The sequence below is a fragment of the Phormidesmis sp. 146-33 genome (genome assembly GCF_052939515.1).
Genome location: NZ_JBJPHU010000001.1, coordinates 105,310 through 119,425, shown reverse-complemented (window position 1 = coordinate 119,425; position 14,116 = coordinate 105,310). Strand labels below are relative to the sequence as shown.

At 51.3% G+C, this 14,116-nt stretch carries 12 protein-coding genes; 10 read left to right on the top strand and 2 right to left on the bottom strand.

Annotation, left to right across the window (positions count from 1 at the left end):
• Positions 1 to 38: 38 nt before the first annotated feature.
• The 3 genes from pstA (at position 39) to psb27 (ending at position 2,392) form a co-directional block, all read left to right on the top strand.
• Positions 39 to 914, top strand: a complete 876-nt coding sequence (gene pstA / locus ACJ2PR_RS00500) for a phosphate ABC transporter permease PstA (protein ID WP_446858518.1) — start codon at positions 39 to 41, stop codon at positions 912 to 914.
• 66 nt (positions 915 to 980) lie between these two features.
• Positions 981 to 1,787, top strand: coding sequence for a phosphate ABC transporter ATP-binding protein PstB (gene pstB / locus ACJ2PR_RS00495; RefSeq protein ID WP_446858517.1), 807 nt, complete (start codon positions 981 to 983; stop codon positions 1,785 to 1,787).
• Positions 1,788 to 1,990: 203 nt separating this feature from the next.
• Positions 1,991 to 2,392 (top strand): photosystem II protein Psb27, encoded by a 402-nt coding sequence (gene psb27 / locus ACJ2PR_RS00490; protein WP_446875527.1) that lies wholly within the window; start codon positions 1,991 to 1,993, stop codon positions 2,390 to 2,392.
• A gap of 142 nt (positions 2,393 to 2,534) precedes the next feature.
• Here psb27 and ACJ2PR_RS00485 read toward each other — a convergent pair whose 3' ends face one another.
• The gene (locus ACJ2PR_RS00485; RefSeq protein ID WP_446858515.1) at positions 2,535 to 3,557 is read right to left on the bottom strand and encodes an adenosine deaminase; all 1,023 of its coding nucleotides are present in this window, start codon (positions 3,555 to 3,557) and stop codon (positions 2,535 to 2,537) included.
• Between the two features lie 238 nt (positions 3,558 to 3,795).
• On the opposite strand from ACJ2PR_RS00485, the gene ccsB reads away from it, so the two are divergent.
• Genes ccsB through tilS form a run of 3 tightly spaced genes read left to right on the top strand, consistent with a single transcriptional unit; the run spans position 3,796 to position 6,177 of the window.
• The gene (gene ccsB / locus ACJ2PR_RS00480) at positions 3,796 to 4,785 is read left to right on the top strand and encodes a c-type cytochrome biogenesis protein CcsB (RefSeq protein ID WP_446875526.1); all 990 of its coding nucleotides are present in this window, start codon (positions 3,796 to 3,798) and stop codon (positions 4,783 to 4,785) included.
• 42 nt (positions 4,786 to 4,827) lie between these two features.
• Positions 4,828 to 5,208, top strand: coding sequence for a KGK domain-containing protein (locus tag ACJ2PR_RS00475; RefSeq protein WP_446858513.1), 381 nt, complete (start codon positions 4,828 to 4,830; stop codon positions 5,206 to 5,208).
• On the top strand, positions 5,209 to 6,177 hold the full coding sequence (gene tilS, locus ACJ2PR_RS00470) for a tRNA lysidine(34) synthetase TilS (protein ID WP_446875525.1): 969 nt from the start codon (positions 5,209 to 5,211) through the stop codon (positions 6,175 to 6,177).
• A gap of 181 nt (positions 6,178 to 6,358) precedes the next feature.
• Here the strand turns inward: tilS and hmpF are convergent, their stop codons facing one another.
• The gene (gene hmpF, locus ACJ2PR_RS00465; RefSeq protein WP_446875524.1) at positions 6,359 to 8,107 is read right to left on the bottom strand and encodes a pilus motility taxis protein HmpF; all 1,749 of its coding nucleotides are present in this window, start codon (positions 8,105 to 8,107) and stop codon (positions 6,359 to 6,361) included.
• A 758-nt stretch (positions 8,108 to 8,865) separates the two neighbouring features.
• On the opposite strand from hmpF, the gene ACJ2PR_RS00460 reads away from it, so the two are divergent.
• The 4 genes from ACJ2PR_RS00460 (at position 8,866) to ACJ2PR_RS00445 (ending at position 14,048) form a co-directional block, all read left to right on the top strand.
• A complete protein-coding gene (locus ACJ2PR_RS00460; protein WP_446875523.1) occupies positions 8,866 to 10,119 on the top strand; it encodes a response regulator in 1,254 nt (417 codons plus the stop codon).
• A 126-nt stretch (positions 10,120 to 10,245) separates the two neighbouring features.
• The gene (locus ACJ2PR_RS00455) at positions 10,246 to 10,611 is read left to right on the top strand and encodes a response regulator transcription factor (protein ID WP_446858509.1); all 366 of its coding nucleotides are present in this window, start codon (positions 10,246 to 10,248) and stop codon (positions 10,609 to 10,611) included.
• A gap of 11 nt (positions 10,612 to 10,622) precedes the next feature.
• Complete coding sequence (locus tag ACJ2PR_RS00450) at positions 10,623 to 11,153, top strand: chemotaxis protein CheW (RefSeq protein ID WP_446858508.1); 531 nt, start codon at positions 10,623 to 10,625, stop codon at positions 11,151 to 11,153.
• Positions 11,154 to 11,369: 216 nt separating this feature from the next.
• Complete coding sequence (locus ACJ2PR_RS00445) at positions 11,370 to 14,048, top strand: methyl-accepting chemotaxis protein (RefSeq protein ID WP_446875522.1); 2,679 nt, start codon at positions 11,370 to 11,372, stop codon at positions 14,046 to 14,048.
• The last annotated feature ends 68 nt before the right edge of the window (positions 14,049 to 14,116 follow it).

Genomic DNA, 14,116 nt, shown 5'->3' with positions numbered 1-14,116 from the left:
CTTTGGTTTGCTGAATTGGATTGAGGAAAAAATTTAAGATGACAAGTCCAGAGTTTGCAAGTTCTATCCCAAATATGAAGCGATCGCCGACCTCGCCTCGTACCTTATTCGCGTCGGCAATGACCATTCTCACCTTTGTTTGTGCGGCTCTGGCACTGATCCCACTGGTCGCTGTCATCTCCTACGTTCTGATCAAAGGCACCTCTCGCCTCAACTTTGAAGCCTTTACCCAGTTGCCGCCTGCGCCCGGAAGATCTGGCGGAGGATTTGGCAACGCCCTTGTGGGCACCCTCTACACAGTGGGCATCGCCTCTCTGATCAGCATTCCCTTTGGCATCATGGCGGCAATTTCGCTGTCTGAGTTTTATCGAGATACTCGGCTGGCAAACTGGATCACCTTTCTCACCAACGTTCTCAGCGGCGTTCCGTCGATCGTCGTAGGTGCCTTTGCTTACTCGACCGTGGTGTTGGCAACCAAGAGCTTTTCCTCAGTAGCCGGGGGGATTGCACTGGCGGTGTTGATGTTGCCGACGATCGTTCGGACTGCGACCGAATCCCTAGAAGCGGTGCCCAGAGATTTTCGGCAAGCAGCGATCGGGCTAGGCGCAACTCGGATTCAAACGACTTTATTGGTGGTGCTGCCTGCTGCCATTCCAGCGATTATTACAGGCGTGATGCTGGCGATCGCTCGTGCGGCTGGAGAAACAGCCCCAGTTTTGTTTACGGCCTCTTACAGTGGATATTGGGTCAAGTCTCTCTGGGAGCCGACCGCCACCATGTCGCGATTGGTGTTTGACTTTGCGACAGCCCCCTATCCCAATCAACAAGAACTAGCCTGGACAGGCTCTCTCGTACTGGTCGCATTAGTGTTGATCACTAGCATTCTTTCTCGTTGGATCATCAAACGCAAGTAGCCTCGTCCAGAATGATTGGATTCTAGGCACCTCTCACAGTTTCAATCCTCTATCCCACCTGAATCTATGACCTCCGAACTTCAGAGCGCCCGCAAAACCGAAACGGTGTTTCGCACCGAAAATCTCAACATCTATTACGGCAGCTTTTTGGCGGTGAGAGATGTGTCGATCGAGATCCCCAAAAATCAAATTACCGCTTTTATCGGCCCATCTGGCTGCGGCAAAAGTACCGTTCTGCGCTGCTTTAATCGGCTGAATGATCTGATCAAGAGCTTTCACATCGACGGCAAGATTTTCTATCATGATTCTGATCTCTACGCTGCGGACATTGATCCGGTAGCCGTCCGAAGACAGATTGGTATGGTGTTCCAAAAACCCAATCCTTTCCCCAAGACAATTTACGACAACATTACCTTTGGGCCGCGTCTGCTGGGCTTTAAGGGAGACATGGACGAATTGGTGGAGCGCGCACTCAAGCAAGCCGCCCTCTGGGACGACGTGAAGGATAAGCTCAAAGCACTGGGCACTGACCTCTCTGGCGGACAACAGCAGCGTCTCTGTATTGCGCGTGCCGTCGCCGTCCAGCCTGACGTGATTTTGATGGACGAACCCTGTTCTGCGCTCGACCCAATTTCTACCCTCAAAGTTGAAGATCTGCTGCAAGAACTCAAAGAAAAGTACACAATCCTGATCGTGACTCACAACATGCAGCAAGCCTCTCGCACGGCCGATCGCACCGCTTTCTTTAACGTGATCGCCAACGAAAAAGGTCAGCGAACCGGATATATCGAAGAGTACGATCAGACAGAAGTCATCTTCCAGGCTCCCAAAAAGAAAACGACTCAAGACTATGTGAGCGGTCGTTTTGGCTAATTTTTAGACCTTAGACCCCGGACTTGAGACTCTAAAACCAAGACCTTGAATTCTATTGAGTTTGAGGTCTTTTGTCTTGGGTTGTCCAGCCGCTATCCAACGATGGGTAGAAAATGTCAGCGCGATCGCTCCCCAGTGATCCCCTCAACCCTAATCACGGTACGATGAGGAAACTGTATTTTTGTTTACTGCTGGAGCGGCTTATGAAGCGATATTTGTCCCGCCTGCTGGCTCTGGTGTTGGTAGTGGCGATCGGGCTGTCTGGTTGCACTTCTGCTTCGCCAGGTGGCATGACCGGAAACTACCGAGAAGACACCCTTTCCTTGATTGCCAGCCTCAGATCTGCCCTAGAAGTTCCACAGGATGCGCCTGATAAAATTGCAATTCAGAAAGAAGCCCGTACCAAAATCAACGACTTTGCCTCTCGCTATCAGCGCGACACTTCGGTCATTAAACTCAACTCATTTACAACGATGCGAACTGCGTTAAATTCGCTGGCGGGTCACTACAGTTCCTATCCCAATCGCCCGGTTCCTGAGAAGCTCAAAAACCGCGTTGAGCAAGAGTTTCAGCAGATCGAGATTTCTTTAAAGCGCGGGGTCTAAGACTTCCCTAAACGCCGAATAAAGACAATCAAGCGTTCAAGCTTTTCCACCTGTAGATCTTTGATGGATGTAGTGCCTCCGTTCCTAAGAATTGCTAGGCAGCGGGTTCTACAAGTCACCAAAATCTACAGGTGGAAATTCTTTAAACGCTCGCTTCTGTTTTCATGAAGCGATTGAGCATAGAGACGGGCCGCTGCTCGTAATTCCAGGCAAAGGCGTGACGAAAGGCGGCATCTTGACAGGCTTGCAGTTGCTCAAATCCGATGATGTCATGGGTCAGCAAACTTTCATATTCAAAGGGCAACCTCACATCATGCAAGCCAGCATTGTCGGTGCAGATGGCGATATCCACTCCCGCATCAAAGCAGCGATCGAACACGTCCTTGAGTTGCTGAATGTCCTGAAGCGTCCCCGTTTTGAGATAAGTTGTAGGACAGACTTCCAGACATTGCCCTCGTCGCGCCACTTCTTTAAGCAGATTGGGATGCAGCAAAGGAATTTGAATGCCATGTCCAATTCGCATCAGATAAGGCAGCAGTTCGGGATAGCAGCCGTCTTTGGTTTCGTAGACATGCCCGGTGGTTTTGAGGTTGAGCGATCGCGCATAGGCATACAACTCGACCCACTCATCCAACCGCTCTGCATAGTGACTGTCGCCCCCCGCCACATCAACAGCGCACACATAATCAGACTGAGCCGCCAGATCGACGATCGCTCGATTCACTTCATAAGGCAGGCGCGAGTGCATACAGAGAATTTGGCTGCTGACGATCGGGTACTCAACAACCTGACTAGCTTTGCCCACAATTTCGACAATCTCAGCCATTTGATCAATTCGCTGGGTCTGAGTCAACGTATGATCGGTTCTCAGAAACGGCGTGTAGCGCAACTCTAGATACGCCAGATTCTCAAAGATGTAGGCCCCCCGCATTAAGCGATAAATGAAATAGGGTAAGGCTTTCGCCGTTTGTACCCCTTCTACCAGCGTGTGAAGCTCCAGATATTCGTCTAACGTATTGCGAGGGCGCGTGTAAAAGTCTTCAAATTCAGAATAGTCAGGAAAGCGATCGGCTAACTCTGACTGTTCGCGATGCAAGTACCGCCAAAGCACTCTGGGAACCACTGACCCGCCCAGGTGACGGTGAAGTTCTGCATATAAAGCCACAAGGCACCTCTTCTGATGATGTTCGTAATTCCTCCTATTCTGACGTTTGTCTCAAAAGTTGTCTGGCGCTCCACGATACCAATTGGGTGGCAATAGAGTCTAAACCTGTTTGGATGGGCAGTCGATCGCCGCTCTCTTCGTCCTCAGATCAAAAAGCGGCGAAGGAACCTCCTACAATGGACATATTGATTTCAGACACCGCGCACCCGTGTCGCCAGGTAGAGAGGGAGAAAAATTTATGGATTTAGTCGCGCTGCAAGGCGTATTAGATAACGTTTCGTTTGCCGTCCTGTTTGCCACAATGCTGATTTATTGGACGGGCGCGGCATTTCCTCAGATTCCGGTCTTACCTGCTTTGGGGACGGCGGGAATGGCGATCGCCAACCTCTGTATCGCTACCCTTTTGGGCGCACGTTGGCTAGAAGCGGGCTACTTCCCGTTGAGCAACTTATATGAATCTCTGTTTTTCTTGGCCTGGGGCATTACGGCCATTCACCTGTTCGCTGAAAATCGCAGCAGTAGCCGTCTGGTTGGGGTCGTGACCGCTCCCGTCGCGATGGCGATCACTGCGTTTGCAGCTTTGACGCTTCCTGATACGATGCAGGCTTCGGCCCCCCTGGTTCCCGCATTAAAGTCTAACTGGCTGATGATGCACGTTAGCGTCATGATGTTGAGCTATGCGACGCTGATGGTCGGGGCGCTGCTGGCGATCGCCTTTCTCATCGTCACTCGTGGTCAAAATGTTGAATTGCGCGGCAGTTCAGTGGGGACGGGTGGCTATCGCGACAAATCTTACCGACTCAATCGGGCGGAGGATTCTCAATCACCCACAATGGCACTGCAAACCGGGGGCACGGCTGTTTTAGAATCTGTTGCGACTCAAGCCGTTCCTCTCTCTCCTCAGCGTCTCAGTTTGGCAGATACGTTGGATAACATCAGCTACCGCGTGATTGGGCTGGGCTTTCCGCTGCTGACGATCGGCATCATCGCTGGTGCAGTTTGGGCAAACGAAGCCTGGGGGTCTTACTGGAGTTGGGACCCTAAAGAAACCTGGGCGATGATCACCTGGCTCGTCTTTGCGGCTTATCTTCACTCGCGCATTACCAAAGGTTGGCAGGGTCGTCGTCCCGCTCTTCTCGCCGCTACCGGATTTGTCGTTGTCTGGGTATGCTATCTGGGTGTTAACCTTCTAGGCAAGGGACTTCATAGCTACGGCTGGTTCCTCTAATCCCGCCTCGACCCTACTCTCCTTTCCACGATTAGAACCCACATGGATAACGGATACTCCCCCCTTAGAGATGATGAAGTGTTGTTTGTCGATCGCGGTCGCGTGTTGATGACCAATCCGACGTTCAAAGTCATCGAGTTTTTGGATGCGCTGGCTCAGGCTATTAGCGATCGCGAAGAAGACTGGTCAGAAGATAAAGAAGATTGGTTTGGTGACGGTCTAGCCTGCGAGGCCTTGCGCTTTGGGACGGGTGGCTGGCAGCGAGGCAGGGTGAGGATTCGATTAGAATTTATTCCTGAAAAAGTGCCCAACAAACTGCCTGAACGATCGTCCGCTTCCCGTCCTTCAGAACAGCCCCTAGAAAGAATTCGCGCCAAGCCGATCGAGACGTTTTACCAAGACCCTGAAGACGATCGCTACTAGATGACTCGCCTCCTCTGGACACCGCTCCACGCTCGACTACACCGCACGCTCAAAGAACGCAGGCTACTCACAAAAAGTCAGTCTGTGCTGGTAGCGGTTTCTGGAGGTCAGGACTCGCTCTGTCTCATTAAGTTACTGCTGGATTTGCAGCCCAAATGGAATTGGAATCTGGCGATCGTTCACTGTGACCATCGCTGGCGCTCCGACTCCGAGGAGAATGCGGGCTTTGTGGAGAGACTGGCGCGATCGTGGCAACTTCCGTTCTTTCTGCAAACGGCGGATCAAATTCCAAAGAGTGAGGCAGACGCGAGAGAATGGCGCTATCAGTGCTTTCAAGTGATCGCCCGTGAGAATTATGCTGCGATCGTCACCGGACATACTGCCAGCGATCGAGCCGAAACTCTGCTCTACAATTTGATTCGAGGCAGCGGTGCGGATGGGTTACAGGCATTGAGTTGGAAGCGAACCATCTCCCCCACGCTCAACCTTGTCCGTCCGCTGCTAGACACAACGCGCGCTGAAACTGCCCAATTTTGTCAAAATTCCCACCTTCAAATTTGGCAAGACAAAACCAATCAAGACTTAACCTACGCCCGAAATCGGATTCGTCAAGAGCTATTGCCTTATCTGCAAACCCACTTCAATCCGCAAGCAGAGCAAAATATCGCCCAAACTGCCGAACTCCTCACCGCCGAGGTTGAATATCTAGAAAAAACAGCCGCTGACCTGAGAGAAAAAGCTACGAATTCGTCAGGGCTAAATCGATCGCGCCTTCGATCCATTCCCCTCGCGCTACAGCGTCGCATCATTCGCCAACATCTTCAAAAAACGCTGACAATTAACCCAAACTTTGAGCAAATTGAGAAATTCGCCGCACTGATCACGGCTCCCAATCGATCGCGTACTGATCCCTTTCCGGGCGGCGCGATCGCTGAAGTCCAAGACGACTGGATCGTGGTCAAAACTTAAGCAGCGATTATTACTCTCTCCAGAGCGTGTAGCATCTGCACAGAATGATGAGTCTTGAAGTCGTGACTGTCGCCTAGCCCCAAACTCCATCTCACCAAAAAGTTCTCATCTATTCTGGCGAAGATGGTTATTTTGTAGCTGAGGTGCCAAGTTTACAAGGCTCGTTCCATTTCAGAACTGCTTAACTGGTGGCAAACTCTGGCTTGTTGGTGAGGTTAGTGACAATTTGCTGGATTTCAGCGATTGCGCCATTCTGATTATTTTTTGCCTCGTGGACTTGGGCGATCGTTCCGTGTAGTCCTTCAATCTGATATCTCAAACCATCCACCGCATCCTGAATCGGTTGCAGCATGTCTTGGTAGAGATTGACTTTACCCATCATTTCCGCGGCAGTCGCTCTCTGGGATCTCAGCGTTTCTTCCAGGTGTTTTAGCTCGCTGCGGGTAGCTTCTTGCTCGGTCGATCGACCGTTCACCATCTGCTGGGTTTCCTGGATGCGACTGCGAATTTGCTCAAGCTCACGCTCGATCGTTTGTAGCTCATCTGCCTGTTGCTGCCGCAAGAAATCAATCTGCTCAAACACCTGGCTCAAATCAAAGTTACCCTCGGCTGCTTCTGGGTCACTCTTGCCCTGTCTGCGAGCTAACACCGATCGATGCTGCCGCAAGGTTCCTTCCTTCTCCCTGAGACTGCGACGCTGACCCACCAAAGTTTCATTGAGAAATTGATAAGCGTCTTGTTCGTCAGCGAGTTCGGCTTCCAGAGCGATGCGCTCGTAGTCCCCAGCCTGCCCGATTTTAACTTTGAGTTCCTCAATTTCTCTCTGCTTAAACTCTAACTCTTCCTCTTGTCCGTTGACGAACCCAGAAGACATCTCAAAGTCGCGCAAAAATTCTTGAATCCGCCCTTGAAGCTCCTCGATCGACATCCTCTCCAACGCGCCGACATCGACAGAACTAATGTTTGCATCCATGCCTTCTGCAAGACGAAAAAGCTGCTGGTGCAAGTCTTCATGGTTTTGAATTTGCAGCCTCAATTTCTGAGCGTACTCTTCTTTAACCTGCAAAACTGCCTGCTGAAGTTTTACCTCGGCTTTCGCCTGCTCTAAAGCATCTTGTGCCTGATGCCACTCTTGCCAGCGACGATCGAGATCCTGAGCGCTGTGCTCGATCGCATCTTGAGACTGCTGAAGGGACGATCGCTGCTGCTCCAAATTTTGCCAGTGGTGGCTGAGAATAGCCTGCTTTTGGGTGACCAACTGTGCCACCTGATTAGCCTGTTCCTGCATCGCCTCTGACGAGAAGGCCGCGCCGTTCAAGCGATTTAGCAGATGTTGAATCGCCTGCGCCTGCTCATCATCCAAAACAGAGGCCGACTGCATTTCTGTCTGCCGCTCTTCAAACTGGCGCTTTTGCCCCTGTAGCTGCTCCCACGCGCCCTGCATTTCCTGACGATTGCGCTCTAGCTCCTCGTTTTGGCGCGTCACCTCATCGCGAGTGATCTCAAACTGCTGGCGCTGCTGCTCAAGCTGCTCAAAGTCTGCCTCAAGCTGCTCAAGCTGCTCACGACGGGCTTCCATCTCCATCTCTCGCCGATTTAACTCTTGACTCTGGTAGGTAAGAGACTGCTTCCATTGCTCGATCTCTTCTTCCTGAGTCTTAAATTTCTCTTGCAGACGAGAAAAGTTTTGCAAGATGCTAACCAGTGGCCGACCCGCTTCCTGGACACGCTGCACCTGCTTGCTGGCAGTCAAGTCCACTAACAAAAGCGTCCCAGAGGTAAAGCGACTGGCTTCCTCAGATTGAATCGATTCTTCACCAACAGCGCTCCAATTCTGCTCAGTACGCTGACAAGCAAGCAACTTGAGTTCAGACTTACCGCCGCCGATAATTCCGCCCTTTTTTTGAATGACTTCTGCTAGATACAGCACGCTGATAGCCCTCTTCCGTGTCTACGCCCAATCCTAAGATGTAAGTTGCCCCAATGAGACAAGTCCATCTCTATTCTTTTTTGCTTTGACAAATCTTCTGACAAATCTGGTGAACTGCGAAGGTTAACTCTACTCAACTCACGTCTGCTTAAGCTGAATGTACTGATGTTGTTTGAACGGTTTCATCTGGCTAATGAGTGAATCATACTGAGAACGATCGAGCTTTGTCACACCCTAAATCCGTTGTCTGTTCTTGAGTTTTAGGCCGCCCTAAGCACTCAAGTTGCATCAGTTTAATCAAACACCAGAGTCAAAAAAACCTCTGATTTACGCCTCATTGGGCAAACAGGCAGACTCTAGCACAAGATGCTATCTCACTTGGATGCAGAAGTCACGTCATTCAATAAATTGCAGAGCGTGCCGCTTTGAGTGAGTTCCCTGCTCTATAATCTAGCACTGCCATCCGCGATCGCTCTGCCTTATCTTAGACAATAAAGCTTCCCGCAAAAGATGGAATCTTAACGTGGCGTGTTACTCCAGTTAAGTTAGTAGATACAATGTTTGCACACCAGACACTAGCTTGCTGCAAAAAGATTTGCCAGAGAAAGAATTGCTGTTTGAGCAAGCGAGACTTTGAAGTATTTGCGACCGCACCTTTGAAGTCACGCCGTTCTCTCTGACCCTAAAACTTGAAAGGATCGCCACACCCAAGGGCAGAATTGAACTGAGCGCACCGATCGTAGCCGAGGAGAGGGTTGATGCAGGGACAGTTGAGTGAAATAGACATCCGCAGCATCCTGCAACTGATCGAACTCGGTCAGCGCACAGGCGAGCTTTTTGTCGAAGCGTATCCTTCATATTTATCTGTGCAAGAGTCTCGTGTTCCAAAATCCTTGAGCGGTCAGTCGTGGTTCGTCTTTTTTCTCAACGGTCAAATCGTCTACGCTGGAGAAACCGAAGGCAATCTGTCTCGACTACGCGACTATCTACATCGTTACAAAGCAGAAGATTCGCTAGAAGGGGTGGCTCTGCCGTCGATCGCCGCTTTTAATGCTCCAGAATACGGTTACCTGTGGGCACTGCTCGAAAATCACATTCTCACCCCAGCCCAAGGGCGCACCATCATTGAGAGTATGGTTCACGAAACTTTGTTTGACCTACTGAGTTTGCATCAAGGCTCGTTTATTTTTGAGATTGGCACCCCCTTGTCACCGCAGTTGATGACGATGGAAATCGCCCCACTCATGGCTAAGACCATCAAGCAAGTGCAGGAGTGGAAGCAGCTTCATACTCATTTACACTCACCGGATCAGTGTCCGATCGTGGCCAATTCGGCGGCTCTCAAAGAAGCCCTACCCGAAGCCACGTTTAGCACACTCGATCGCTACGCAGACGGCAAGACCTCACTTCGACAAATCGCCCGCTATCTGAATCGCGATATTTTCACGGTGGCCAGAGCGATTTATCCCTACGTGCAAAAAGGCTGGCTACACCTCGCTCAACCCTACACCGAGGAAACGGCAACCTCAAAAATTCGACTCCGAGACTTGGGGCTGTGGCAACCGACCAAAACTCCCAGAGTTGTGTGTATCGAAGACAGTGCTACTGTTCGCAAGACCGTCGAGTATATTTTGAACCAGCACGGTTACCAAGTGACGGCGATCGATAACCCCCTCAAAGCCCTCAGCCTCGTCTTTCAACTCAAGCCAGACCTGATTCTCTGCGACATCGCCATGCCCGAACTGGACGGTTACGAAATTTGTGCCATGCTTCGCAAATCGACCGCCTTTCGGCAAACTCCGATCGTCATGCTCACAGGTAAAGATGGATTTATCGATCGCGTCAAAGCTCGAATGGTCGGCTCGACAGATTACTTAACAAAACCCTTTGGAGAAAGTGAGCTATTAATGTTGCTAGAGAAATATGTCGGTTTGGGGCAGCCAGACCAACTCAAGTCAGACACGTTGTTAGCAGATGCCCTCGCGGATGGATTAGAAAGCAACCGCACCTAAACCCGCTATTTTTAACGAGAGTCTGATTATTTCAATGATTGAGGGTACTTTAGTTAATACATGGTTTAAGGTAAACAGCGTGGGTTTTTCCCGTCAATGGTTAAGCCAGCAAGCAGGTAGGGGGTTATGAGTACAGTTCTGGTCGTCGAAGACAGCGTTACTCAACGGGAAATGATTACGGATCTCCTCAAGGGGAGTGGGCTGAGTGTCACCGTCGCCAGTGATGGGGTCGAAGCGTTAGAGCAGATTCAGGGTCACTGTCCTGACCTGGTAGTGCTGGATATTGTCATGCCCCGCATGAATGGATACGAGGTCTGCCGCAGACTTAAAGCTGATCCAAAAACGCAAAAGGTTCCTGTTGTGATGTGTTCTTCAAAAGGTGAGGAGTTCGATCGCTATTGGGGGATGAAGCAAGGGGCAGATGCGTACATCGCAAAACCGTTTCAGCCGACTGAGCTGGTGGGGACGGTCAAACAACTGTTGAGAGGCTAGGAATTGATGTAATGGTAGGGAATCCAGATTTTTTAACAGGGCGGGGGCAAGACCAGGCACCTGAGTTCCAAGAGCTAGAAAGCCCTGAAGGTGAGTTGCATTTGCGGTTCTATATCTCTTCGGGGAATGAATTTGCGCTGCCTGCAACTGGGATTCGAGAGGTGCTTTCGCCATCGCCCGATCGGATTACCCCAGTTCCCAATGTTTCTCCGCTGCTGTTGGGGACGCTCAATGTGCGCGGTCGCGTCGTTTGGGTGGCAGATTTAGGACAATTTCTGGGAGATTCTGTACCCCTCAACACAGACAAGCCCGAAATATCAGTGATAGCCGTGGAAGACCAAGACATTATGTTGGGGCTGGCAGTTGAACGAATCGTTGGCATGGAATGGCTAGACGTTGAGCATGTCCAGATGCCCACAGCCATCCCAGACAGCGTTGCCCCGTTTCTACGCGGAGAGTGGGTGTTAGACGACTCAGAGAAGCAATTCTTAAGACTGCTCGACCAGGTAGCCATTCTACGATCGGCACGGTGGGCAGCATAATGAATGATCTAAACCTGGTAACACTCTGTACAATCAATGCCATGAAGCGACATTTAACGGAGCGATCGAGAAGCACTTTTGCCTTCCCGACAAGCATTGATCTCAATCAAGTGTATTATTCTCACTTTACACCGACTGCTCACTTTTTTCTAAGTTTAAGATCAGACAATCAGAGCAGATCTTCTAGCGCACACACGCACTTGCAGGAGAAGGCACATGGCACGCGGGACTGATTTCGCCCAAGAATATCAACAGGCTGAAAGAGCCTACATGCAGGGCAAGTATGATGAAGCTGCTGGAATTGTCGATCGCCTAGTCAACGAGTACCCACAAGACCCCAGCGCTCGACTCTTGCGAGGTCACATCTATTGCTATGGTTTGCAGCAGTATGACATTGCTCAGGAGCAGTATCAGACCGTTCTCAACCTGACTTCTGATGCAGAATTTGTAGACTACGCCAATAGCGGGCTTGCTTATGCCAGTCAGTTTGCTGGAGAATCTGACGGGGGAATTGGCAACACCGAAGACTTGTCGCTAGAAAGCAGTCCTGACGACCTTGGTTTCAGCCACCAACCCGTAACGCAGCAGCAGCCTGATCTAGACTTTCCGGCGGATGATTTTTTGCTGGACGACATGGCTCTGGAGGTCAATGAGCCTGCTGCTTCACGTCGAATTGATGCCTATGCCGACCCGTTTGAAATGAACGACTCCAACGGGGGGGCACACGACCCCAATGCGGCGACCTTTGCAGCAGACCAGTTTGCGTTTGATGAGCCGATCGAGCCTCGCAACTCTGGATTTGCCGCCAACAGCCTGGATGAATTTCCAGCTGCGATGGACGACTTCGACAGCGTTTTCTCCAACTCAGACTTTACCGACAGCAACGACTACCCACCCGCAGAGTTAGACGATCCCGATCGTTTCCCTGCATTCCCGACTGAGCCAGAATTACCCACCAACAATCACGAAGATACAGTCCGCCCCAGCTTCAATAATCGCGTCATGGGCGAAGACACGCTGTTTATGGGTGGCCCCGATCTCTATCAGTCAGATGCTGAGTTTGCACCACCGCCTGAGCAAACTCGGTTTGATGCGCTCTACAACAGTTCTGCTCCGCCGCCTGATATGAATTCCTCATCCTCTAGCAGTCAAAGCAGCGTCGATTTTCTGGATGACTTTGAAGACTTTGACGATCTGGGCAATTTATCCGACTTTGACTTATCCGAGGACTCTGCGGGGTTTACCAGTCCTTCGGTCGGGAGTGCTTTTGGGCTGACAGGCAATAGCATGGCCACCGCTTCCGATCGCTCCTCCGCGATTGAGTTTAACGACGATCGCTCGACCATTCGAGAAGACGAACTGTTCAGCATTTCCAGTGCCTCTGAGCAAGTTCCCACCTTTACCCAGCTAGACAATCCGCCAGAAGAAGCGACCCCGACGATCGAGCAGGGAATGCTGGCTCCCCTCGAAAACTCGACCCTTCCAACCAAGCAGCTAATTGTGGCTGGGGTCGCTGGAATCGCTTCAGCAGTCGCCGTTGCTCTGGTCAGCTTTGTTTCTTCTAACCTAGCGGCCCAGCAAAAAAGCCCTGAAGTCGTTTCAGAGGTTCGCAATGTAGGCTGGTTGATGACCGGAGCTGCCCTGCTTGCCGGGACAGGAGCCAGTTTTGCGGTTGGACAAGTGGTTGCAAAGCAGATGAAGCGATCGACCGATGACCTGCAAGCTCAGTTTGATGCGGTTTGTCAGGGTAACCTGAGCGCTCGTGCCACCGTTCATTCTGCTGACGAACTGGGTCAATTGTCTTCCAGCTTTAACCAGATGTCACGGGTGATTTTGACGACGACGAGCGAAGCGCAGCGCAAGGCCGAGGAGCAAGAGCAGGCCAAAGAAGACCTCCAGCGTCAGGTGATTCGTCTCCTGGACGACGTGGAAGGCGCAGCAAGAGGCGATTTGACGGTGCAGGCCGAAGTGACAGCAGACGTATTGGGAGCGGTGGCTGACTCCTTTAACCTGACAATCCAAAACCTGCGAGAAATTGTGCAGCAGGTTAAGACGGCGGCTCGTCAAGTCAGCACAGGCTCGACCGAAAACGAAATGTTTGCCCGCAGCTTGTCTTCTGACGCACTCCGGCAGGCTGAGGAACTTGCAGTGACCCTCAATTCAGTCCAGGTGATGACTGACTCGATTCAACGGGTAGCCGAAAGTGCTCGTGAGGCTGAGGAAGTTGCCCGTTCTGCATCGGCAACTGCTCTCAAGGGAGGGGAAGCCGTAGAGCGGACGGTAGCCGGGATTTTAGAAATTCGCGAAACGGTGGCTGAGACAACCCGCAAGGTCAAGCGTCTCGCCGAATCGTCTCAAGAAATTTCTAAGATTGTCGCCTTGATTTCTCAAATCGCCTCTCGAACCAACCTGCTCGCTCTCAACGCCAGTATCGAAGCAGCAAGGGCTGGAGAAGCTGGAAGAGGATTTGCGATCGTCGCCGATGAAGTCCGTCAACTCGCCGATCGCGCCGCCAAAGCCTCCAAAGAAATTGAGCAAATTGTGCTGCAAATTCAGAGTGAAACTGGCTCGGTCATGACTGCAATGGAGGAAGGCACCCAGCAGGTGATCGAAGGAACTCGACTGGCAGAGCAAGCCAAGCGATCGCTTGAAGACATTATTCAGGTGTCTAATCGCATCGATACGCTGGTTCGCTCAATCACAGCAGACACGGTAGAACAAACCGAAACCTCGCGCGCGGTGGCTCAGGTGATGCAGTCCGTCGAACTCACTGCCCAAGAAACTTCTCAAGAGGCCCAACGAGTCTCTGGTTCACTGCAAAATCTGGTGGGTGTTGCACGGAACTTGTTGACCTCGGTAGAACGGTTCCGCGTGGAGACTGTCGAGCGCAAATAGCTAAAATCTTCTAAAGACCGCGCACAGCAGGCAGGGTTCATTAAAGCATCTACTCAGGACAGGCACCA

Excerpts from the sequence above, each read along its gene's own strand:
- ccsB (WP_446875526.1), top strand. The coding sequence starts at position 3,796 with ATGGATTTAGTCGCGCTGCAAGGCGTATTAGATAACGTTTCGTTTGCC.
- pstA (WP_446858518.1), top strand. The coding sequence starts at position 39 with ATGACAAGTCCAGAGTTTGCAAGTTCTATCCCAAATATGAAGCGATCG.
- ACJ2PR_RS00455 (WP_446858509.1), top strand. The coding sequence starts at position 10,246 with ATGAGTACAGTTCTGGTCGTCGAAGACAGCGTTACTCAACGGGAAATG.
- ACJ2PR_RS00450 (WP_446858508.1), top strand. The coding sequence starts at position 10,623 with ATGGTAGGGAATCCAGATTTTTTAACAGGGCGGGGGCAAGACCAGGCA.
- ACJ2PR_RS00475 (WP_446858513.1), top strand. The coding sequence starts at position 4,828 with ATGGATAACGGATACTCCCCCCTTAGAGATGATGAAGTGTTGTTTGTC.
- pstB (WP_446858517.1), top strand. The coding sequence starts at position 981 with ATGACCTCCGAACTTCAGAGCGCCCGCAAAACCGAAACGGTGTTTCGC.
- ACJ2PR_RS00460 (WP_446875523.1), top strand. The coding sequence starts at position 8,866 with ATGCAGGGACAGTTGAGTGAAATAGACATCCGCAGCATCCTGCAACTG.
- tilS (WP_446875525.1), top strand. The coding sequence starts at position 5,209 with ATGACTCGCCTCCTCTGGACACCGCTCCACGCTCGACTACACCGCACG.
- ACJ2PR_RS00445 (WP_446875522.1), top strand. The coding sequence starts at position 11,370 with ATGGCACGCGGGACTGATTTCGCCCAAGAATATCAACAGGCTGAAAGA.
- psb27 (WP_446875527.1), top strand. The coding sequence starts at position 1,991 with ATGAAGCGATATTTGTCCCGCCTGCTGGCTCTGGTGTTGGTAGTGGCG.